Below are 20,891 nucleotides of genomic sequence, written 5' to 3'. Positions count from 1 at the left end.
AACCGACTCAACGCCCGCCCCTCGCCTCGCAGCTTTGGTCGAGCTGCGGTCCTGGGCGAACCGGCTCAACGCCCGCAGTATAGGTTGTTATACACAACCCTCACCGGAACCAACTCCCCGCACCCGACCGCATCACCGGGCCGCGTGGCTTCGGCGGGATCGGCAACGACCCCTGGCTCGGCGGCCACAGCGTCACCGCGGGGACGTCGCGCACCTGCGCCCGCAAACCGGCCAACGGCAAGGGCCGCCGCCGGGTGAGCATCGTCGTCGTGCGCGGGTGGAGGTCCACGAACGGGTACGTCGTGTGCAACGCCGCCAGGCGGTTCTCGAGCCGGCGGCTGCGCTCGGCCAGCTCCCCCGCCGGGACCGCCGGCTGGACCACCAGGAACTCCCCCGGCCCGAGCCGCACCGCGCGGTCGAGGGGGCGGAGGCCGTCGCGGAGGAGGTCGGCGATGTTCTGCTCCGTGTGCATCCGGACCCGGACGCCGTGGCGGCGCTCGACCGCCGCCGGGTCGTCGACCACCACCAGGACCAGGCCCAGCGGGACCGTGTCGGTCGCGTCGCCGAGCCAGGACGTGATGCCCGCCAACGTGTCGAGGCCGGTGTCCGGGTCGACCGGCGGGCCGGTGGGCGGCGGCTCTTCCGCGCGCGCCGAGTCCAGCTTCGCCGCCACGTGCCGCAACGCCGCCTCGGCCCGGCTCTCGATGTCGAGCGCCGCCGGGGTGTCGACCGACGCCAGGACGTCGTCGACCCGGCGGCGCACCGACGGCGGCAGCCGGTCGCCCATCGCGTCGCGGAGCCGGACGACCTCGGCGTACGCCTCGTCGCGGCGCAGGCCCCAGCGCCCGCGGAACAGCCGCGCCCGCTCCACCGAGGACGCCTGCGGGTCGACCTCGTCCAGGTCCTGCGCGACGACCGAAGCGCCGAACGTCGGCGACAGCACCGCGACCGACCACTCCCGCGCCATCGGCTCGTCGGCGCGCAGCAGCACCGGCGTGACGCCGTGCGGCAGGTCGGGCCGGCCGGAGTCGACCATGCCGACGACCGTCACCGCGGCCCGCCGCGCGATCCGGGCGTAGACCTCGCGCTCGCGGTCGAAGTACGGCAGCCGCTGGAACAGCGCGAACACGACGGTGTCGGCTCCCGCGCCCTCCGCGAGCGCCGCCCGCTCCACCGCGTGGGACGCGGTCACCAGGGCACGCTTGGACAGCACCCCCGCGCGGGCGGCGCCGCGCGGATCTGCTTCGGGCATCAGGGGATCGCCTTCGCCGGGGAAAGGGAGACAACCACCGTAAGAGACCGCGCCCGCCCCGGCTAGCCACCTGATGGGGTGGACTCAGAAGTGGTCCCGGTCCGCCTCCCGGGCGACGACCTCGTCACGGTCCGCGAGCTTTTCCAGGCCCCGCAACGGCTGCCGCATCCGGTGGTTCCCGCGGAGACGCTCGGCGTTGCGGTCGAGGAACGCCCAGTACCCCGCCGTGAACGGGCACGCGTCCGGCCCCGTCCGCCTCTTCGGGTCGAAGGCACAACCGGGACAGTGGTCACTCATCCGGTTGATGTAGGCCCCGCCCGCCGCGTACGGCTTGGTCGCGACGAGCCCGCCGTCGGCGTACTGGCTCATGCCGATCACGTTCGCCGGCATCACCCAAGCGAACCCGTCGACGAACGCCGTCGCGAACCACCGGGTGAGCTCGGCCGGGTCGTACCCGCGCTGCAGCGCGTGGTTGCCCAGCACCATCAGCCGTTCGATGTGGTGGGCGTACCCGCGGTCGCGCACCCCCGCGAGCGCGGTGCGCAGGCAGGCCGCCTCGATCGCGTCGGCGTCCAGCTCGCGCCACCACCGCGGCAGCTCCCGGCGCGCCCGCAAAGCGTTGCGGCGCAAGTAGTCCGGCCCCTGGTGCCAGTACAGGTGCCACACCCATTCACGCCAGCCCAGCACCTGCCGGACGAACCCCTCGACGCTGCTCAGCGGCGCTTCCCCGGTCCGGTACCGTGCTTCGGCCTTTTCGATCACGTCCCGCGGGTCGAGCAGGCCGAGGTTGAGCGGCACCGAGAGCAGCGCGTGCGCCATCGCCCAGTCGTGCGTGAGCATCGCGTCCTGGTGCGGGCCGAAGTCCGGCAGCCGGTGCTCGAGGAACCGCCGCAGCGCCCGCTCCGCCTCGTCGTGGCCGACGGCGAACCGCCGCGGGCCGTCGACGCCGACGGGGTGGATCTCCCCCGCGCGCTCGGCGCGGTCGAGCTCGGCGCGGACGCGGTCGTCGATCGGATTCTCGCGCGGGTGCCACGGCGCGGGGACGCCGAGCCGGGTCGCCTTCGGCGGCGGCTCCCGGTTGTCGCGGTCGAGGTTCCACCGACCGCCGGCCGGCTCTCCGCCGGGGTCGAGCAGAACGCCGAACTTCCGGCGCTGGTCGCGGTAGAAATCCTCCATGACGAACCGGGTGCGGCCGTCGGCCCACTCGGCGAAGTCCGCTTTGGACAGCACGAACCCCGGGGTCGGCAGGATCTCCGTCACGACGCCTTCGGCACGCAGCCGCCGGACGAACGCGTCGGCCGCGTGCGACGTCGGTTCGTGCACGACCACCGGCCTCCCGAAGCGCCGCAGCCCGGTGCGGTAGTCCGGCGCGTCGAGGAGCGTGACGCGGTCGCCGAGGTCGGCCGCGAGCCGGTACAGGGCGGCTTGGACGAGGTGCAGCTTCTGCCGGTGGAACGGCTTCCCGGCGAAGGCCGCGGCCGAGCGGACCAGCAGCACGTCGCGGTCGCGGAGCCCGGGAGTGCTGTGGAAGTGCGGCCCGAGCTGATCGGCGAACAGCCAGAGCGCGGGTTCGTCTCCCATGGGCCGAACGCTAACCCGCTTCCGGCGGCTCCGCAGCGTACGCGCGCAGCACTTCCGTGGTGTCCCCCAGGAACTTCGCCACCACCTCGGCTTGCCCCGGCGCCAGCTCCGCCGTCAGCCGGGTCATCGCGGCGACCAGGGGCGCCAGCGCCGTCCGCACCTCGGCGCGTGCGGTGTCGGCGATGACCAGCGTGACGCGCCGGCCGTCGCTCGGGTGACGGTCGCGGCGGACGTGGCCGGCCGCCTCCAGACGGTCGACCAGGACCGTCGCCGACGCGGAGCGGATCTTGAGCGCGTGCGCCAGCTCGACCGTGCCCATCGGCGTGCCCGCCGCGAGGTGCTGCAGGGCCTGCACGTCGGTCGCGCCGAGGTCCAGGCGCCGGGCCAGGGCCAGCTGGACGTCGTGAGCGAGCGCCAGCAGGTCCCGCAGGGCGAGGTTCACCTGGAGCGCGACGCTGTCTTCCACCGGCCCATTCTACGGTAGCTAGACAATCTAGCTAGTTTTGCTACCGTGGGCCCGGTGGATGTCCGAGCGATGAACGCGCAGATGACCGCCCGGCTGATCGACGCCCCGGCGGAGCCGCCACCCGAAGGCGGGTATGCGCTGCGGGTGGTCGAGACCCGCGGCCGCAGCACCGGCGAGCCGCGGCGCGTGCCGCTGGCCGTCGTCGCGCGGGACGGCGGGCGCTACCTCGTCTCGCCGGTCCGCGACCGCGACTGGGTCGCGAACCTCCTCGACGCGCCCGAGTGCGCACTCCTTTCGGCCGGGGAACGCCAGGACTGCCGCGCCGAAACCGTCGACGGCTCCGAAGCCGCCGGCGTCGTCGCGACGTACCTGGCCGCGATGTCCGTGCCGTGGGCGGTCAAGGCCTTCCCGGTCCCGCAGGACGCGTCCGAGGACCGGATTCTGGAGCACCTGCCGAGCATGGCGGTGTTCCGGTTGTCCACAGTGGACACGGAGTGAGCGTCGCGGTCGCCGGTGGCGGGCCCGGCGGCCTGCTGCTCGGGTACCTGCTCGCCCGCGCCGGGATCGAGGTCACCGTGCTGGAGGCGCGGTCGGACTTCGACCGCGACTTCCGCGGCGACTCCCTCCACCCGTACACCCTGGAGCTGCTCGACCGGCTCGGCCTGGCCGAGGACCTGCTGCGGCTCGACCACTTCAAGGCGCGATCGTTCCGCTTCCACACCCCGGCCGGCGTCTACCGCTGCGCCGACTACGACCGGCTCGACACGCCGTTCGGGTACGTCGCGCTGATGCCCCAGGTGCGGTTCCTCGACTTCCTCGCCGAACGCGCGAGCGCGCTCCCGACGTTCACGCTCCGGACGAACGCGAAGGTCACCGGGCTGCTCGAAGACGACGACGGGACCGTCACCGGCGTCCAGTACCGCGGCGGCGAGCTGAAGACGTCCCTCGTCGTCGGCGCCGACGGCCGGTTCTCGACCGTGCGTCGCCTGGCCGGGCTCCCCGCCGAACCGCTCGGCGCGACCACCGACCTGCTGTGGTTCCGGCTGCCGCGCTCCCCCGGCGACCCGCCCGACGCCGACCTCGACCTCTACTTCGGCCGGGACGCCTACGTCGGTGTCCTCGGCGGTGTCCGCGACTGGCAGGTGGGCTACAGCATCGAGAAGGGCTCCTACCCGGCACTGCGCGAAGGCGGGGTCGAGCCGATCCGCGCGTTCCTGCGCGAGCGCGTCCCGTGGCTGGCCGACCGGGCACACCTGCTCACGGACTTCGCGCAGACCACGCTGCTCTCGGTGGACATCTCCCGCGTCGAGCGCTGGCACCGCCCGGGGCTGCTGCTGCTCGGCGACGCCGCGCACGTCATCTCCCCGGTCGGCGGCAACGGGATCCTCATGGCGGTGCAGGACGCCGTCGCCGCGGCGAACCGCCTGGTCCCGCCGCTGCGGCGCGGCGATCTCACCGACGGAGACCTCGCCGCGGTCCAAGCCGACCGGATCCGCGCGATCGAACGGGTGCAGGCCGACCAGGTGCGCGTCGAGCGGCGGGCCGCGGCGGCCCGGGCCCGCGGCCGGGGCACCGCGCCACCCGCGCTGCTCAAGTTCCTGTTCGCGATCCCGGCGGTGCGCGCCCGCGGCGCGCGCGGCAACGCCTACGGCCCGTTCCCGCCTCAGCTGGACGAATCGCTCTTGTCGTAGGAGCTCCAGCCACCCTCGCCCTCGGCCGCGGCGACGTCGGCGTCGGCGGCCACCGCGTGGGTCATCGCCGCGATGGTGCGTTCGAGGCCCTGCCGGACCTCGTCGTCGTCCGCCTCGCGCACGCTGTGCAGGGTCACCGTGATCTCCGACGACGCCGGTCCGGCGTCGTCGATCCGCAGCTCGCCGTGGTAGTCGTCCGGGCCTTCGGCGCCCCACGACAGCGAGCGGTTCGCCGCGTCGGTGTGCAGCCACGCCTCGCTCGCGACGCGCTGCCCGTGCACCTCCGCCTCGACGTGCACGCCGTCCCCGCCCGTCGGCTCGGCGAGCTTCATCTCCGGGAAGTACCGCGGGAGGTTCTCGGGGTGGCTCAGGAACGCGAACAGCTCGTCCGCGGGGACGTCGGCGGTCGCGGTGTGGCGGTACTGGGTCATCGTCAGCTCCTCGTCGGCGGACCGGTCGAGCCCGGGTTACCCAGCCGGCCCGGACACAATCCCGCGCCGGTGCTTTAAAAGCCGCCCGGCGGGGAACCCGGATGCCATGGCACGCACCGAACCCGTCGCCCGGGTGCCGAAACCGGGCCCGGCTCCGATCCAGGGCATCGGCATGCTCATCGGCCTGCTCTTCCTCGTGCTCGGTGCGCTGGAGCTGATTCCGGGGGTCACCACCGGCGAGCAGCCGAGCCGGTTGTTCGGCGTCTTCGCCGTTTCGGCGGTATGGACGTTGCTCCATTTGCTCACCGGCGCCGCCGCGGTCTTCTGCACCCGTTCGTCGGCGCTGTCCGCCCGGTTCCTCGTCGGGGCCGGCGGGTTGTACGCCGTGTTCGGGCTCGCCGGGCTCCTGCCGCTGCCGGGCGCGGTCGAGGACCTGCTGCCGATGAACACCGCCGCGGTCTGCCTGAGTTTCGGCCTCGGCACGGCGATGCTCATCCTCGGGCTGGGCTGGCTCCGGCTCGGGCCAGGACGCCGCCGCTGACGACGTCGTCGCCGGGCCGCGGGAAGCGCACCACGGCGGCGGCCCCGAGCACCGCCAGTCCGAAGAGGACATAGCCGTTCCCGGTCAGCTGCTGGAGAACGTTCCACCGGTTCTCGACCTCGCCCCCGCGCGGCCACCACCACTGCGGGCCGGCGACCAACAGCACCGCGCCCGCTCCGGCGAGGATCGTGAAGCCACGCCGCCGGGTGCGTCGCGCCAGCGCCGCCCAGCCGAGCACGACGACCACGGCCCAGACCCAGTGGTGCGTCCAGGAGATCGGGGAGACCAGCAGCCCGCCGACGGCGTTCACTCCGAGCGCGACGGTCGTCTCCCCCGCGGCCAGTGCGCGCCGCACGCACAGCGCGGTCAGCACCAGCACCACCGCCACCAGCGGCAGCCACCACGCCGTGCGCGCGTCCGCCGGCACCCCGGATCGGGCCAGCAGCCCCAGCAGCGACTGGTTGCCGGCGTAGGTCGGCTCCCCGACCCGCCCGGTGTCCCACAGGGCGCCGGTCCAGTACCGCATCGAGTCCGCGCCGGCGAGCAGGAAGCCCAGCGCCGTCGCGGCCACGAACGTCACCACGGTCGTCACGGCGGCCCGGGTGTCGCGGCGGAGCAGGAAGTACAGCAGGAACACGGCCGGCGTGAGCTTGATCGCGGCGGCGAGGCCGATGAGCAGGCCGCGCGGCCACTTCGGGTGGTCCACGAGCACGTCGAGCACGACCAGCGCCAGCAGCAGGAGGTCGATCTGGCCCGCGTACACCGTGCGCAGCACCGGTTCCAGCACCTCGGCCACCAGCAGGAGCGCCCCGACGCGGCGCCAGTCGCAGCGGGCGCCGAGCGCGCGCAGCACCGTCGTCAGCACCGCGGCCAGCAGGCCGAGGGAGAGCAGGGTGAGCGCGAGGCAGGCGGCCCAGTACGGCAGCAGCGTCAGCGGGGCCAGCACGATCGCCGCGAACGGCGGGTAGGTGAAGAGCAGGAGCTGGCCGTCCCCGGTCGGCGGCAGCGTGCCGTACAGCGCCTGGCCGTGCAGCAGCGCCGCCGAGCCGAGCCGGTAGACGTCCAGGTCGACGCGGTACGCCGGAAACCGCAGGCGGCCGTCGTTGTAGGACACCAGCAGCACGACCAGCACGAGCACCTGCGCGCTCAGCAGCACGTACTTGTTCCCGAGCTTCGCCCGCACCCCTCGTCCCCCTCCGGTCGTCTCACGCATTCTGTCGGCTCCCCGCGCGGGCGCCATCCGGGAAACCCCCGGGCCGACCCCGGGAAAACCGGTTGCCGCCCGTGCCACCCTGGGCGGATGGGGACCCCGGACGGCTTCGGCCACCGCGTCGACGCACGCGGCACCGTGACGATCACCCACCACGGCCGTCCCGCCGGGACGCTCCGCGGTGGCGCCGCCGTGCGCTTCCTCGCCGCGCTCGACCGCGGGGATGACGCGCAGCTGCTGATGGCCCGCGCGACCGGCAACTACAAGCACGGCAACGAACGGCAGGCCCGCGACCACGCGCGCAACCGCGGGCGGTGACGCACACCTGGCACGCTGGAGCCATGAGCTACGACGTGCAGACGGTCCGCAAGCACTTCCCCGCCCTCGCCGAGGGAGCCGCCCACTTCGACGGGCCGGGCGGCTCGCAGGTTCCCGACGTCGTCGGGGAGGCGGTGGCCGGCACGCTGTGCGCGGCGATCGCCAACCGCGGCGTGGTCACCGCCGCCGAGCGCCGGGCGGCCACGGTGGTCACCGAGGCCCGCCAGGCCGTCGCCGACCTGCTCGCCGCCGACCCGGCCGGGGTCGTCTTCGGCCGGAGCATGACGCAGCTGACCTACGACTTCTCCCGCGCGCTGGCCAAGGACTGGGGTCCCGGGGACGAGGTCGTCGTCACCCGGCTCGACCACGACGCGAACATCCGGCCGTGGGTGCAGGCCGCGGCGGCCGCCGGCTCGACCGTGCGCTGGGCGGACTTCGACCCCGCGACCGGCCTGCTCGACCCGGCCGCCGTCACCGGCCTGCTGTCCTCGCGGACCCGGCTGGTCGCGCTGACGGCGGCGTCCAACCTGCTGGGCACCCGCCCGGACGTCCCGGCGATCGCGGCGGCGGTGCACAACGCGGGCGCGTTGCTCTACCTCGACGGGGTGCACCTGACCCCGCACGCGGCGGTCGACGTCACCGCTCTCGGCGCCGACTTCTACGCCTGCTCGCCGTACAAGTTCCTCGGCCCGCACCTCGGGCTGGTCGCCGCGGCACCCGCGCTGCTGGAGACCCTGCACCCGGACAAGCTGCTGCCCTCGACCGACGCCGTCCCGGAACGCTTCGAGCTCGGGACGCTCCCGTACGAGCTGCTGGCCGGCACCACCGCGGCCGTCGGCTTCCTCGCCGGGCTCGTCCCCGGCGAGGGCACGCGGCGCGCGCGTCTCCTCCGCTCCCTGGCGGCGCTGGAGGAGCACGAGAACGCACTGCTCAGCCGGCTCGACACCGGCCTGGCCGGGCTGCCCGGCGTGACCCGGCACGGCGCGCCGGACCGGCACCGCACGCCGACCGCGCTGTTCTCCGTCGACGGCGTCCCGCCGCAGGCGGTCTACGAGCACCTCGGCGCCCAGGGCGTCAACGCGCCGGCGGGCAGCTTCTACGCGATCGAGTGCGCGCGGCACCTCGGGCTCGGCGACACCGGCGCGGTGCGGGCCGGGATCGCGCCCTACACCACGGAAGCCGACGTCGACCGGCTGCTCGCCGGCGTCGCGTCGCTCCCGCGCTGAACGCCGACGGCCACCCCGGGGAGTCGTCCCGGGGTGGCCGTCGCGCGGGCTCGGATCAGCTGGGGTCCTGATCGAGCTGCGTCGCCTTCACCGCGTTGGCGACCTGCGTGCAGTCGTCGTCGGTGATGCCCGCGGTGCCCGCCTTGGCCAGCGCGGCGCACGAGGAGTTGAGGGCTTCGCCGACGTCCTTGAAGGTCGCGCTCTGGGTGAGCGTGTTCTCCACGCCCCACCAGATCTGGACCGACTTGTCGAGGCCGAGGCCGCGCACGGTCTGGTTGTTGAACGTGTCGCCGTCGGTGATCAGGTAGTCGGCCTTGTTCACGACGCCGTCGTTGATGTGCTCGTCCGGGTTGTTCGTCTGCCAGCCCGGGCCGTTGACCATGTCCGGCTGCGGGGACAGCGACGAGCGCGGGTCCTTCATGTCGCGGATCGCGCCCAGCGACGAGCCCGCGCCGAGCAGCCAACGGTTGTCGCCGGTGTCGTTGGGGTCGTTCGAGGTGATGCCGATGAACTTGCCGAAGACGTCCGAGAGGCCTTCGTTGATCGAGTCGGCCTGGCCGCCGCTCAGCCCGGAGGTGTGCTGGGTGACGCCGTGGGTCAGCTCGTGGCCGGTGATGTCGTCGGTGGTGACGCCTTCGCCGAAGGCCATCTGCTCGCCGTCCCAGAAGGCGTTGGCGAACGGGCATTCGCCGTCGACGCAGATCCGGACGGTGCCGCGCAGGGCCTTGCCGGTGCCGTCGCCGTAGTCGGCGCCGATGAGGCCGGTCAGGTCGACGTTGACGTACTTCTGGTAGAAGTCCGAGGCCTGGCCGAAGAAGGTGTAGACGTTGTTGACGTCCGGGACGCTCGACTCGGCGCCGCCTTCCTTGCGGGTGACGTCGAACGCGGCGCCGCAGCGGACCGAGTCGGTCGTGCCGCTGACCACCTTGCGGTCGGCGTCGCAGACGTCGCGGTTGGCCTCGCGGACCTCCGACCAGGACGTCAGGACGTCGGCCGTGCCGGCCTTGACGACCTCGGTCCACTTGCCCTGGAACTTCTTGCCGTGCACGGTGACCTGGTAGGTCGGCACGGCGACGCCGTCACCCTTCGCGCCGCCGAGGGTGGCGTCGTACCAGTACGGGCGGGGCGCGTCGGCCTTCAGCGTGTTCGCGGCCAGGCCGGTGCGCTTCGCGACGTCCGCGATGGCGGCGTCGGCGGCCCCCGCGTCACTCTTCGGGAAGGCGCCGGTGGTCTTCTTCGTGGTGCGCCCGTGCGTGGCGAGCACCGCGCCGGCCTTGTCGCGCAGCTGGACCAGCTGACCGCCGAACACCGGCACCCCGCCGATCTCCTGCTGCTGCCGCTGCACGCTGCCGAACGGCATCGCGAGCGAGCTCAGCGCGTGCATCGACGGCTGCGCGATGGTCGCCTCGGCGGGCGAACTGATCGTGGCCAGCGACACCGCGACGACGGCCGCGCTCACCGTCGCCGCCCCCGCGATGACCCGTTTGCGTGACACCCGGTACACCTCCGTGGAAGCTTGATCACCTGACGTGAAGTCCGTGCAGAGTCACATGCCCCGAAGGGGTCGCACACCGGTCGAAAGTAGGTAACTGACCATCTGGAGTCGGGCAACCGGTAGTTAATCACCGACATTTCGGACGACCCAGGCGTGACCGGAGGGGCATCACACGTGACTGGGTGGGCATCACACGTGACTGGGCGGGCATCACACGTGATGCCCCGCAAAACACGCGTGATGCCCGGCTGATCACGTGTGATGCCTCTTGGCGCACGGTCAGGGGGCGGGTGGGGCCACCACTCGGAGCTGGAGCATGGCCGCGAAGCGGGCTTCCGGGTCGGTCATGTCGAAGCCGCCGACCTCGGCGAGGCGGCGGAGGCGGTACCGGAACGTGTTCGGGTGGACGTGGACCGCGGCCGAAGCGGCGATGACGTCGCCGAAGGCGTCGAGCCAGGCTCGCAGGGTCTCGACGAGGTGCGCGTGGTGCTGCTCGTCGTAGTCCAGGAGCCGGGCGACCGGGCCGGTCGGGCGGTCGCCGCGCGCGGCGACCAGGTCCTGCAGCTCCAGCAGCAGTGCTTCGACGTGGACGTCGGCCAGCAGCGCGACGCGGCGGCCGGCGCCGTTGCCGGACCGCAGCACCCGCAACGCGCGATCGGCGCTGTCGCGGGCTTCCGGCAGCTCCCCCGCGCTGCGCGCCACCGGCCCGATGCCGACGACGGCCCGGACGCGGTCGCCGACCCGGTCCAGGAAGTCCTTCGCGATCCGCAGGGCCCGCCGCTCGCCGTCGGCGTCGCGGGTCACCGGCACCAGCCCGTACGCCGTGTCGCCGACGAGCGCCGCGGCCGACCGCGGGTGCACCGCGCTCAGGTGCATGGCGAGGCCGTCGCTGAGCCGCTGGCGTTCGGTGGCGAGCTCGGCCGCGCGGGGGTCGGCCGTGTCGAGCACCGCCAGCGCCAGCACGACGACCGGCTGGTCGGCCAGCCCCAGCCGGCTCAACGCCTCGCGCGCGCCCGCCCCGCCTTCCAGTGCCGTGCTCAGCAGGTCCGCGCGCAGGCGCCGTTCGACGTCGGCGCCCGCCCGGACGCGCAGGAGGTGCAGCGCCACCAGGCGGGCCGCGTCGCAGAGCGCCTGGGTCCGGTCGGGGGTCAGGGGTTCGCGCACCGCGGCCCAGATCGAGCCGAGGATCTCGTCGCCCGCCCGGACCGCGACGGCCACCCGCGGGAGCGAGAACCCGTCGGGGCTCTCCGGCGGCCGGTCGACGAACACCGGCTGGTCGGTGCGGTAGAGCTCCCGGAACACCCCGCGGTCGGCCAGCATCCGGGCGAACCGCTCCGGCACCTGCCGCCCGAGGATCGTCTCGACGCGCGAAGGGTCGGCTTCGTCCTGCCGCCCCGAGAACGCCAGCACGCGGGAGCGGCGGTCCTCGATGGTGACCGGCGCGTCGATCAACGCCCCGATCGCGTTGGCCACGGCGAACAGGTCACCCGACGGCAGCCCGGCCAGGGTCTCGGGCTCGGCGTCACCGACGTCGCCCTCCGCGAGCAGCGACCGCAGCATGGCGGCGAGCTGAGCCCACGACGCGCCGCGCGCGAACCCGAGCAGCGCCACGCCGGTCTCCTCGACCGCGGCCGTGACGGCGGGGGTCACCGTGACCGGCGCCCGCAGCACGAGCCCGGCCGCGTCGTGGCGGGCCAGGGCCCGCAGCTGCCGCACCACTTCCTCCGGCTCGCCGAGGCCGACGCCCAGCACCAGCGCGTGCTGGGGCAGCGCCGGCTCGTCGAGCGGGTCGTGGATGGCGACCCCGCCGATGCCGCCGGGCCGGTCGCCGTCCCCCAGCACCAGGTCCAGGAGGGTGCCGCCCAGGTCGTCGAGGACACGGCCGAGGCTGGCGTGCGGGCGCAGGTTCACGGAAACGAGCACCTCCCGAAGCTAGGCGGGCCGACCCCAGCCTAGTTCGTCGGAGGCCACGAATTCGGCACCCGAGTTCGTCCCGGACGACGAACTCGGGTGCCCGAGGGGTCAGCCCGCCAGCTTCGCCGCCACGTTGTAGGCCTCCACCAGCAGCTTGGCGCCCGGCACCCGCCGCCGGGGCTCGACGCGGACCGTGCGGCTCTCCCCCGGCAGCAGCCAGAAGTAGTTGTCGCCGTAGCGGGTCGGCAGCACGCGGTCGACACCGTTGCGTTCCCGCAGTGACAGCCGGATCATCGCCGCGACCGTCCGGCCGTCGTTGCGGACCGTCGCGGTGAACGCGTCGCCGTCGGGCCGCAGCGACGTGGTGAGCCGGGCGCCCGGCAGCTGGTTGAGCGCCCGCATCGCCGTGTCCGTCGTGTAGCGCCAGTAGGTGTTCTCCGACAGCACCGCGCCACGGGCGTCGGTGAGGGTCAGCCGGAGCAGGTGCAGCGGCGGCAGCCCGGCGTCGAACGGCACCGTGAACGCCGCGGCGCCCGAAATCGGGGCCACGTCGAGCTGCTGCTCCTTCGCCGGGCCCAGGCTCGCGCCGTCGAGGCCGTACAGCCGCGCGTTGACCGTCACCCCGCTCAGCGCCGCCGGCGTGTGGTTGACGACCCGGACCTGCCACGTCGTGAGGTCGGCCTGGACGTGGTGGGCTTCGCAGCCCTTGCGCGCGCCGTAGTAGCTGCCGTTGACGTCGAGGTCGTAGTCGTAGGTCTGCCAGACCGTGCTGTGCCAGGCCGGGTGCGACATCCAGAGCAGCACGCCGGTGGCGTCGTTCCACAGCTTCGCGTTCCACGCCTCGAAGATCGCGCGCATGCTCTCGTAGTTGACGAACTGCGCCTTGCGGCAGAACTCCGCCAGGCTCGTCGAGGGCGCGAGCCGCGCGTCGATCGCCGCGAGGTAGGTCTGCGGGGCCTGGTTGCCGTTGCCCGACCAGTCGTGGTGGAACCACGACGCGCCGATCGGCCAGCCCGGGTCGTCCTTGCCGACCAGGTTGCGCATGCTCTCCACGACCGAGACGGTCGGCAGCCCGATCTCGCTCCAGAACCCGGCCTTGCCGCCGGTCGCCTCGCCGGTGAAGTACTGCTTCGGGTCCAGCCAGCGGTAGGGCCCGTCGCCGGTGATCACGCCGCCCGCGGAGTTGCCCTGGTAGAGCAGGTCGGTGTGGCCGGTGACGATCTCGCGCAGCGCGTTGTCGATCACCGGCGGCGGCGTGCCCTCGTTGCAGCCGAACCAGACCGTCGCGCACGCGTGGTGGCGGTAGCGCAGCACGGTGTCCTTCGCCTGCGCGAGGAAGATGTCGTGGTTGGCCGGGTCGGTCGACCAGCCGTCCCAGAACTCGTTCCACAGCAGGATGCCGTACTTGTCGCAGGCGTCGAACAGCTCCTGGCGGTACGACGAGCCGACCCAGTTGCGGATCAGGGTGAAGTTCATGTCGCGGTGCATCGCGACGACGGCGTCGGTCCGCTCCGGCGTCATCCGGCGCAGCAGCTCGTCCCAGCCCCAGCTGCCACCACGGGCGAACACCTTGACGCCGTTGACGAGGAAGGTCAGCGGCTTCGGGCTGTTGTCCACCGAGGCGGCGTCGGTCCAGGTGTCACCGTCCTGCGACACCTGGATCTTGAACGTCGCCGCGTAGGCCGTCTCCCAGGTCAGCACGACCCGGTCGAACGCGGTCGCGGCGCCGAGGTCGACCTGCAGCCACTGGTTGTCTTCGTAGGCGGACGTCCAGCGCGTGTTCGGGTCGCCGTCGAAGGCCCGCTCGGGCGGGTTCCCGTCGGCCACCGACTGCGACGTCGCGGTCTTGCCCTGCGCCACGTCGGTGCCCGAGCTGTCCAGCACGGCCATCGTCCAGAGCGAGAAACCCCAGCCCGTGGCGCGCTTCAGCCCCTGCATCCGGACGTGCCGGGCGGTCTGCGGCGCGAGGTCGACGGTCTGCGTCGCGCGGCCGTCGGCGATGACGATCGGCAGGTCGTACTGGTAGCCGATCTGCCGCAGGCCGATCTTGACCGTCCGCCGGTCGCTCGTCGCCGCGCCGATCGCCGCGGTGAGCGTCAGGTCGTAGAGGTTCGGGGCGCCGTACCCGTTGGGCCACCACAGCTTCGGGTTCTTCACCTGCTGCTTCGGGAACACGACGTCGGTGCTCTGTCCGGCCGGGACGGTGACCGTGGCCGACACGTTCACCGGGCCGAACGCGGCGCTCACCTTGATCCGCTGGGCCGTCGCGGCGGCGTTGCGCACCGGCACGGTGAGCGTCACCTCTGCGGTGCCGGCGTCGGGCACCTTCGTGTCGACCCGGACGTCACCGAGCACGGCGGCGCCGGTCGAGCGCAGCCGCACGTGGTCCCAGATGCCCGAGGCGCGGTCGCGGACCGCGGGCATCCAGTCCCAGCCGGACACCGCGAGGTAGGTCGGCGAGCTGTCGAACATCGTGCTGCCGGCGTCGACGAACGCGTACCCCGCGGACCCTTTGTCGCCGGGGCTGCCGGGCCGCGGCATCGGCGAGATCTTCACGGCGAGGGCCTGCTCGCCGGTGCGCCGCAGGGCCGCGGTGACGTCGTAGGCGCCGCGGCCGAACGGGTGGCTCTGGGTGCCGATCTCCGCGCCGTTGAGCCAGATCTGCGCTTCGTGGTTGACCCCGTCGAACTCGAGCCAGACGTGCCGGCCCGGCGAGGTGTCGAGGCCGCGCGGCAGGCCGAAGCGGCGGCGGTACCACCAGGCGTGCCGGGACAGCGCCTCCGGCACGTGCAGGTTGTTCATGCCGGACACCGGATCCGGCAGCCGGCCCTGCTCGACGAGCGAGGCCAGGACGGTGCCGGGCACGGTCGCCGGCAGCCAGCCCCGGGTGTCCACTGTGGACGCCGAAAGGGCCTTGCCGTCGCCGGTGGGCGCCCAGTCGTCCATCGTCAGGACCCAGCCGGACTCGAGCGGGACGGTGCCGTCGGGCGCGACGGCGAGCGCGGGCGGGTCGTCGTGCGGGCGCACCGGGAAGCTCGTCCAGCCGTGCACCGCCGGGCGGTCGCGCGGGCCGGTGCCGAACACCTGGAAACCGTTGAGGCCCAGCGGGTTCGTCGTCGACCGGCCCGACGCGGAGAACCGCACCCAGCGGGCGGTGACGGCCGCGAGCGGGATCGTCACGACCCCGCCGGCGCCGGCGTCGCTGTGGTGGACCGTGCGCCAGGCCTTGCCGTCACCGGAGACGTCGAGGTCGAACACGGTCGCGTAGCTCGACTGGATCTCGAAGCCGCTGGTGTGGGTGCGGGACGCGCCGGCGTCGAAGGCCGGGTCGCCGGGCTTCGCCTCGAAGGTCAGCACGACCGACTCGATCCGGCACGGCGCCTGCAGGTCGACGACGATCCATTGGTCGTCTCCGGGCGCGGCGCGCCAGCCGGAGCCGCCGACCCCGGACTGTGCGAGGCCGTCGACGGCGAACTCGGCCGGTGTGGCGGCGTAGTCGGTCGAGGACACCTGCACCGGCCGGAACAGCGCGAGGTCGGTCTTGGGGGACGTTTCGGCGACCGCGGGCGCCGCCGACGCGACCCCGGGCAGGACGGCGGCCAGGCCGAACCCGGCCAGCAGGCCGGTCCCGGCGGCGAGGACGTGCCGCCGCGAGACGGCGGCCACCTCCGCGGGCTCGACGTCCGGGCCGGCGCCGTACTCCTCAGCCATGCGAACTCCGTTCTCGAAGCGGCAGCCGTGAACGGACGCGGGGGCCTCGCGGGGAGTCGGCGCCGTGGGCTGACAACGTTGCCACGAAGCTTCGACGGTGGTCGCGGGAGCCGTCAAGACGACAAGGAAGACAAGAATTAGGAATAATGACATCGATGTCTGCGCGCGCCGCCGTTGTGCCCCGCTGAGCGGGCACCGCTACGGTTGCATCGACTCCGCAGCGAACCGGTCCCGGGAGGCCCCATGGTCCAGGTCGAACGCACCGTCACCGTGCGCACGCCGGTCGAGCTCGTCGCCGGCTACCTCGCGGACTTCGCGCACACCGAGGACTGGGACCCCGGCACAGTCACGTGCACGCGGACCGACGCGGGCCCGCTGGAAGTCGGCGCGGTGTGGCACAACGTGTCGGAGTTCCGCGGCAAGAAGACGGAGCTGGAGTACCGCCTCACGCGGCGCGACCCGGGCCGGGTGACCTTCGTCGGCAAGAACAAGACGGCGACGTCCACCGACGACTTCACACTGACCTCCGGCCCGGACGGCACCGAAGTTCGCTACCAGGCGACGATCGAGTTCCACGGCCTGGCGAAACTGGCGGGCCCGTTCCTCAAGCGGGAGTTCGAGCGGCTCGGCGACAACGTCGTGCCGGAGCTGACCCGGGAGCTCGGCAGGCTCCGCTGACGCTTTCGACCGCCATCAGGCGTGGGCGTACGCCACGACCAGCTCCATCGCCGACGTCAGGTCGGCCACCCGCGGGAACCCGCGGTCGCCGAGGTGCGTCCAGCCCGGGCCCGCGACACCGACCGCGCGCCCGAGGTCCCGGACCCGCGCGGCGAGCAGGTCGTCGGCCGTCGGGGGCGCCAGGGACCAGAGCAGGACCAGCACCGGGTCGAGGCGCTCCGCCAGGTCGGCCACCGTCTCGGCCGGCACGAGCTGGCCGAGGTAGGCGACCGGCACCCCCGCCTCGGCCAAGGCCGCGCGGAGCGCTTCCATCGGGAGCGAGTGCCGTTCGGCGGGACAGCAGGCCAGCAGCACCGGCCGGCCCGGGACGGCGGCCGGGAAGCGGCGGCTGAACCGCTCGAACGCCAGGGAGATTTCGCTCGTCAGCGCCCACTCCGACGCGAAGCACACGTCGCCGCTCTGCCAGCGGTCGCCGAGGCCGCGCAGCACCGGCGCGAAGACCTCGGTCCAGGCGGCGGCCGGGCCGAGCGTGCCCAGGGTTTCGTCGAGCAGGCCGGCGACCGAGGCGAACTGCAGCTCGTCGGCGGCGTCGGCGAGCTCGCGGACGCGGCGGGCGGCCGGCACCCCGGACGTCGTCGCCGCGGGGCCGGCGAACGCCGTCGCGGCGGCCTCCCGCACGGGCATCCCCCGCGCGACGAGCCGCTGCATGTGCTGCAGGCGCCGGACGTCGGCGTCGGAGTAGCGGCGATGGCGCCCTTCGTCGACCGGCGGGCCGATCCCGTACCGCGCGCTCCAGCTGCGCAGGGTCACCGGCGACACGCCGAGCAGCCCGGCCACCTTGCCGGGCGCCCAGACGGGCGGCGGGTCGACGTTCTCGGGTTCCACCGTGTCCCTTCACCTCACCGGAGTGGGCCGAAGCTTAGCGACGCGATGCCCGCCGCACCCGGCGGCGACCGGCCGACCCGCCGGGTCACCGCCGCCCGCGCGCAACCGGGACCTCGCCGGGCGGAGGCGTGCGGGGGACGCGGCGGCGAGGCGTCGGCCTGCCGCGTCCCCTTCGGCGCCGCCCGGCGCCGGTGATCCGGCCCGCGTCAGCCGGATCCCGCCGGCCGCGGGGTGTGGCACCCGCCGTGGCCGGCGACGTGCCGGGGAAACGGTGCTGCGCGGCCACGCTATACCTCAATCGCATCGCTTGCGCATCGTTATCCCTCGGATGCCGCAGCGGGCCTACGCCGGACGAGTGATCTCACGCGGCTTCGGGTACCCGTTCTCCAGGAGGACAACCATGACAGAGCACCCCACCGCGCTCGAGACCACCACCGCCGCCGGGATTGTGACCGTCCGGTGCGCGGGCCCCGCCGACCTGGACACCGCGCCGCGCTTGCGCCGCGCGCTCCTGCCTCCGATCCGCCGCCGCTCCCGCGGGGTCGTCGCCGACCTCGCCGCGGTCACCTTCTGCGACTCGACGATCTTCAGCGTCCTGGTGGAAGCCCATCGCGACGCCCGGGCGCGTGACGTCCCCTTCGCCATCGCGGCCGACGCGGAGGCCGTCGCCCGGCCGCTGGAAATCCTCGGCCTCGACGAGGACCTGCCGCTGCACCCCACCTCGGCCGAGGCCCAGGCCGCCGTGGCACCGGCCCCGCGCCGCCGCGCCGGCTGAACCGGACCTACGCGGGGGCGTCACCGAGCACCGCCCGGTAGGTGCGCCGCAGTTCCTCACCGGGCTGGACACCCAGGTCCCCGGCCAGCCGGTCGCGGACGCGGCCGTACACCGCGACCGCTTCGGCGCGACGGCCGGTGGCCAGCAACGCCCGCATGAGCAACGCGGCCAGCGGCTCCCGCAGCGGTTCGAGGGCGAGGACGGCGGACAGCTCGTCGGCCGTTTCCGCGGCCCGGCCCAGCCTCAGCTGCAGCCGGGCACGCCGGGTCCACAGCGTGTTCCGGCGCTCGCCCAGCCGCAGCCGCTGGCCTTCGGCGAACGGCCCCGGCAACCCGGCGAGGGGCTCACCGTGGAACAGCGCCAGCGCGTCGGCGCAGCACGCGGCGGCCGCGGGCAGGTCGCCCGCTTCTTCGGCGGCGCCCGCGTCCGCGTCGAGCTCCGCCAGCCGGGCGACGTCGAGCCGCACGCCGTCGGCGGCGAACCGGTAGCCGCCGCGGGTGCGGCCGATCACCGAGTCCGGGGTCCGCTCGCCGGGCCCGCGCAGGCACTTGCGCAGCCGGTGCACGTACACCGGCACGACCCGGCCCCCGGTGCCCGGCGGCTCCAGCCCCCACACGCCGTCGAGCAGCTCGGACTGGCTGACCGTGACCCCCGGGCGCAGCACGAGCGCGGCCAGCAGCGCCTGCTGGCGCACCGGTCCGAGGTCCAGCGGGCTGCCGCCCCGCCACGCGCGCAGCGGGCCGAGCACGGAGAACCGCAGTCCCGGCACCGGATCCGCCTCGGGCGCGGGCCGCATCGGCGCGTCGTCGACCGCCGGACCGCGCGGGCTGACGACGCCGTGGTCGAACGCGTAGACCACGGCGGCGGCCCGGTCGCGCAGGCCCAGCTTGGTGAAGATCCGGCCCAGGTGGCTCTTCACCGTCAGCTCGGAGACGACCAGCGCGGCGGCGATCTCGGCGTTGCTCAGGCCGCGGCCGGCCGCGCGCAGCACGTCCAGCTCGCGCGGGGTCAGCAGACCCGGCGGCGGGCCCGCGGACCCGTCGGCGGCCGCGCGGCGGTAGGTCGTGAGCACCCGGGCGGTCACGGCGGCGTCGAGCCAGGCGTCCCCCGCGGCGACCGCGCGCACGGCGCGGATGAGGTCTTCGGCGGGCGAGTCCTTGAGGATGTAGCCGACCGCGCCGGCCCGCAGGGCGCCCGCGAGCAGCTCGTCGTCGTCGAACGTGGTGAGCGCCAGCACCGGCGGCCGAGGACCGGCCCGCCGCAGCCGCCGGGTCGCCTCGATCCCGTCGACGTGCTTCATCCGCAGGTCCATCACGACGACGTCGACCTCGGCGGCGGCGAGCGCCGCGGGGAAGTCCGCGCCGTCACCGCACTCCCCCGCGACGACGAACCCGTCGCGGCGGCGCAGGATCCGCCGCAGCCCGGACCGCACGAGCTCCTGGTCGTCGACGAGCAGGACCCGCACCGGCTCTTCGCCGGTCACGGCGCGACACCCGCGGGCACGCTGACGGCCACCACCCAGTCCGCCCCTTCCGGTCCGGCGCTCAGCCGCGCGCCCAGCTGTCCCGCCCGGGCGGCCATCCCGGTGAGCCCGGACCCGCCCGCGGCCCGCGGCGGGGCCCCGGCCGGGAGCCGGTTGCAGACGGTCAGCCGCGCTTCGCCCGCCTCGACGGCCAGCCGTATCCGCGCGGGCGCGCCGGCGCCGTGCTTGGCGACGTTGGCCAGCGACTCCTGCGCGATGCGGTACAGCCCGAGCCCGGCCAGGTCCGGCACCGCGGCCGGGTCGCCGTCCTGCTCGTAGTCCACGGCCAGGCCGGCCGCGCGGGTGCGCTCGACGAGCGCGGCGATGTCACGGGCGTCCGGCAGCGGCCGGGTCGCGGCGGGCGCCTCGGCGAGCAGCCCGACGGTCCGGCGGATGTCGGCCATCGCGGCCCGGCCGACCCGCTCGGCCTCCTCGAGCCCTTCCAGCGCCTCCTCGACGTCCCGGTCCTGGCGGAGGGCGTGCCGGGTGCCGGTCAGGTGCAGGAGCGTGATGCTCAGCGAATGCGCGACGACGTCGTGCACCTCGCGGGCGATCCGCTGCCGCTCGGCGAGCACGGCCTGGTCGCGCACGGCGTCCCGCGCCGCGCGCTCGGCGGCCAGCGCCCGCACGTACCAGCGGAGCATGAACCCGGCGGCCAGCCCGAGCAGCACGGCCGCGACGTAGACCGGAAAGCCGACGAGCCCGACGCGAGCCGTGGCGACGCTCAGCAGCACGACACTCGCGGCGCTCACGGCGAAAGCGAGCACCGGCCGGGCGATCGACGCCGTCTCGGCGACGAGCACCGCCAGCACGACGGGGGCGAAGTCGGGGACGACGGGGTCGGCCAGCAGGATCGTGACGGCCCCGAGCACGGTGAGCGCCTTGAGCCACGGCGGCGCGATGACCCCGGTGACGGCCCAGCCCAGGGCCGTCACGACCGCCAGCAGCCCGGCGAGCACGGCCGGCACGGGCGCCCCGCGCTGCACGACCGCGGTGACCGCCAGCACGGTCCCGAAGGCGCTCACCGCGACCGGCACCCACCAGGGCAGCGCGATGCCCGCCCGGTCGAGGCTCGCCTCCATCCGGGCCCGGAGCCCGCTCACCACCCTCGCCCGCACCGGACCAGCCTAGGAAGCCCGCGACCGCGGCGCATCCGGCCCCGGGAGGAGAGCCGCGGTCATCCGGATTTCATCGG

The 20,891-nt window shown here is 74.2% G+C and carries 18 protein-coding genes; 7 read left to right on the top strand and 11 right to left on the bottom strand.

Translation table 11 applies throughout. The features are described 5' to 3' along the window. Positions 1-100: 100 nt before the first annotated feature. The 3 genes from ACZ61C_RS08565 to ACZ61C_RS08555 all read right to left on the bottom strand — a co-directional run bounded on the left by ACZ61C_RS08565 (position 101) and on the right by ACZ61C_RS08555 (position 3,299). Positions 101-1,252, bottom strand: coding sequence for a DICT sensory domain-containing protein (locus ACZ61C_RS08565; RefSeq protein WP_465304387.1), 1,152 nt, complete (start codon positions 1,250-1,252; stop codon positions 101-103). Positions 1,253-1,336: 84 nt separating this feature from the next. Continuing rightward, positions 1,337-2,833, bottom strand: coding sequence for a cryptochrome/photolyase family protein (locus ACZ61C_RS08560; RefSeq protein WP_465304385.1), 1,497 nt, complete (start codon positions 2,831-2,833; stop codon positions 1,337-1,339). A 10-nt stretch (positions 2,834-2,843) separates the two neighbouring features. Continuing rightward, positions 2,844-3,299, bottom strand: a complete 456-nt coding sequence (locus ACZ61C_RS08555) for a MarR family winged helix-turn-helix transcriptional regulator (RefSeq protein WP_465304383.1) — start codon at positions 3,297-3,299, stop codon at positions 2,844-2,846. A 54-nt stretch (positions 3,300-3,353) separates the two neighbouring features. Here ACZ61C_RS08555 and ACZ61C_RS08550 point away from each other — a divergent pair, with 54 nt between their 5' ends. Beyond that, positions 3,354-3,797: a nitroreductase/quinone reductase family protein gene (locus tag ACZ61C_RS08550; protein ID WP_465304382.1), complete on the top strand. Its 444-nt coding sequence runs from the start codon at positions 3,354-3,356 to the stop codon at positions 3,795-3,797. Beyond that, positions 3,794-4,990 carry an FAD-dependent oxidoreductase gene (locus ACZ61C_RS08545; RefSeq protein WP_465304380.1) on the top strand — a complete coding sequence of 399 codons (1,197 nt, stop codon included), beginning with the start codon at positions 3,794-3,796 and terminating at the stop codon, positions 4,988-4,990. The genes ACZ61C_RS08550 and ACZ61C_RS08545 overlap by 4 nt, the downstream gene beginning before the upstream one ends. Here the strand turns inward: ACZ61C_RS08545 and ACZ61C_RS08540 are convergent. Beyond that, on the bottom strand, positions 4,963-5,421 hold the full coding sequence (locus tag ACZ61C_RS08540; RefSeq protein WP_465304378.1) for an SRPBCC family protein: 459 nt from the start codon (positions 5,419-5,421) through the stop codon (positions 4,963-4,965). The genes ACZ61C_RS08545 and ACZ61C_RS08540 overlap by 28 nt on opposite strands. Positions 5,422-5,527: 106 nt before the next feature. Between ACZ61C_RS08540 and ACZ61C_RS08535 the strand changes: the two genes are divergently transcribed. Continuing rightward, positions 5,528-5,962, top strand: coding sequence for a DUF4383 domain-containing protein (locus tag ACZ61C_RS08535; RefSeq protein ID WP_465304376.1), 435 nt, complete (start codon positions 5,528-5,530; stop codon positions 5,960-5,962). On the opposite strand, the gene ACZ61C_RS08530 is transcribed toward ACZ61C_RS08535, so the two are convergent. Then, complete coding sequence (locus ACZ61C_RS08530; RefSeq protein ID WP_465304374.1) at positions 5,913-7,175, bottom strand: glycosyltransferase 87 family protein; 1,263 nt, start codon at positions 7,173-7,175, stop codon at positions 5,913-5,915. The two genes, ACZ61C_RS08535 and ACZ61C_RS08530, sit on opposite strands and share 50 nt — an antisense overlap. 87 nt (positions 7,176-7,262) lie before the next feature. On the opposite strand from ACZ61C_RS08530, the gene ACZ61C_RS08525 reads away from it, so the two are divergent. Beyond that, positions 7,263-7,490, top strand: a complete 228-nt coding sequence (locus ACZ61C_RS08525; RefSeq protein WP_465304372.1) for a hypothetical protein — start codon at positions 7,263-7,265, stop codon at positions 7,488-7,490. A 23-nt stretch (positions 7,491-7,513) separates the two neighbouring features. Then, the gene (locus ACZ61C_RS08520; protein WP_465304370.1) at positions 7,514-8,716 is read left to right on the top strand and encodes a cysteine desulfurase-like protein; all 1,203 of its coding nucleotides are present in this window, start codon (positions 7,514-7,516) and stop codon (positions 8,714-8,716) included. A gap of 55 nt (positions 8,717-8,771) precedes the next feature. Here ACZ61C_RS08520 and ACZ61C_RS08515 read toward each other — a convergent pair whose 3' ends face one another. The 3 genes from ACZ61C_RS08515 to ACZ61C_RS08505 all read right to left on the bottom strand — a co-directional run bounded on the left by ACZ61C_RS08515 (position 8,772) and on the right by ACZ61C_RS08505 (position 15,836). After that, the gene (locus tag ACZ61C_RS08515) at positions 8,772-10,211 is read right to left on the bottom strand and encodes a M4 family metallopeptidase (protein ID WP_465304368.1); all 1,440 of its coding nucleotides are present in this window, start codon (positions 10,209-10,211) and stop codon (positions 8,772-8,774) included. 279 nt (positions 10,212-10,490) lie between these two features. Next, the gene (locus ACZ61C_RS08510; RefSeq protein ID WP_465304366.1) at positions 10,491-12,134 is read right to left on the bottom strand and encodes a PucR family transcriptional regulator; all 1,644 of its coding nucleotides are present in this window, start codon (positions 12,132-12,134) and stop codon (positions 10,491-10,493) included. 99 nt (positions 12,135-12,233) lie between these two features. Further along, positions 12,234-15,836 carry a discoidin domain-containing protein gene (locus ACZ61C_RS08505; RefSeq protein WP_465304364.1) on the bottom strand — a complete coding sequence of 1,201 codons (3,603 nt, stop codon included), beginning with the start codon at positions 15,834-15,836 and terminating at the stop codon, positions 12,234-12,236. Between the two features lie 243 nt (positions 15,837-16,079). Here ACZ61C_RS08505 and ACZ61C_RS08500 point away from each other — a divergent pair, with 243 nt between their 5' ends. Then, the gene (locus ACZ61C_RS08500) at positions 16,080-16,514 is read left to right on the top strand and encodes an SRPBCC family protein (protein ID WP_465304362.1); all 435 of its coding nucleotides are present in this window, start codon (positions 16,080-16,082) and stop codon (positions 16,512-16,514) included. A 15-nt stretch (positions 16,515-16,529) separates the two neighbouring features. Here ACZ61C_RS08500 and ACZ61C_RS08495 read toward each other — a convergent pair whose 3' ends face one another. After that, positions 16,530-17,399 carry a MerR family transcriptional regulator gene (locus tag ACZ61C_RS08495; RefSeq protein ID WP_465304360.1) on the bottom strand — a complete coding sequence of 290 codons (870 nt, stop codon included), beginning with the start codon at positions 17,397-17,399 and terminating at the stop codon, positions 16,530-16,532. A 400-nt stretch (positions 17,400-17,799) separates the two neighbouring features. On the opposite strand from ACZ61C_RS08495, the gene ACZ61C_RS08490 reads away from it, so the two are divergent. Beyond that, positions 17,800-18,174 carry an STAS domain-containing protein gene (locus ACZ61C_RS08490; RefSeq protein ID WP_465304358.1) on the top strand — a complete coding sequence of 125 codons (375 nt, stop codon included), beginning with the start codon at positions 17,800-17,802 and terminating at the stop codon, positions 18,172-18,174. Positions 18,175-18,181: 7 nt separating this feature from the next. On the opposite strand, the gene ACZ61C_RS08485 is transcribed toward ACZ61C_RS08490, so the two are convergent. Continuing rightward, on the bottom strand, positions 18,182-19,657 hold the full coding sequence (locus ACZ61C_RS08485; protein ID WP_465304356.1) for a BTAD domain-containing putative transcriptional regulator: 1,476 nt from the start codon (positions 19,655-19,657) through the stop codon (positions 18,182-18,184). Beyond that, positions 19,654-20,814 (bottom strand): sensor histidine kinase, encoded by a 1,161-nt coding sequence (locus tag ACZ61C_RS08480; RefSeq protein WP_465304354.1) that lies wholly within the window; start codon positions 20,812-20,814, stop codon positions 19,654-19,656. The genes ACZ61C_RS08485 and ACZ61C_RS08480 overlap by 4 nt, the downstream gene beginning before the upstream one ends. Between the last annotated feature and the right edge of the window lie 77 nt (positions 20,815-20,891).

The sequence above is a fragment of the Amycolatopsis sp. NPDC104587 genome (assembly GCF_055583645.1).
This window is presented reverse-complemented; position numbering and strand designations above follow the sequence as displayed.

Coding starts and splice junctions, on each gene's coding strand:
- ACZ61C_RS08565 (WP_465304387.1), bottom strand. CDS start 1,252: ATGCCCGAAGCAGATCCGCGCGGCGCCGCCCGCGCGGGGGTGCTGTCC.
- ACZ61C_RS08520 (WP_465304370.1), top strand. CDS start 7,514: ATGAGCTACGACGTGCAGACGGTCCGCAAGCACTTCCCCGCCCTCGCC.
- ACZ61C_RS08560 (WP_465304385.1), bottom strand. CDS start 2,833: ATGGGAGACGAACCCGCGCTCTGGCTGTTCGCCGATCAGCTCGGGCCG.
- ACZ61C_RS08490 (WP_465304358.1), top strand. CDS start 17,800: ATGACAGAGCACCCCACCGCGCTCGAGACCACCACCGCCGCCGGGATT.
- ACZ61C_RS08535 (WP_465304376.1), top strand. CDS start 5,528: ATGGCACGCACCGAACCCGTCGCCCGGGTGCCGAAACCGGGCCCGGCT.
- ACZ61C_RS08525 (WP_465304372.1), top strand. CDS start 7,263: ATGGGGACCCCGGACGGCTTCGGCCACCGCGTCGACGCACGCGGCACC.
- ACZ61C_RS08540 (WP_465304378.1), bottom strand. CDS start 5,421: ATGACCCAGTACCGCCACACCGCGACCGCCGACGTCCCCGCGGACGAG.
- ACZ61C_RS08505 (WP_465304364.1), bottom strand. CDS start 15,836: ATGGCTGAGGAGTACGGCGCCGGCCCGGACGTCGAGCCCGCGGAGGTG.
- ACZ61C_RS08500 (WP_465304362.1), top strand. CDS start 16,080: ATGGTCCAGGTCGAACGCACCGTCACCGTGCGCACGCCGGTCGAGCTC.
- ACZ61C_RS08530 (WP_465304374.1), bottom strand. CDS start 7,175: ATGCGTGAGACGACCGGAGGGGGACGAGGGGTGCGGGCGAAGCTCGGG.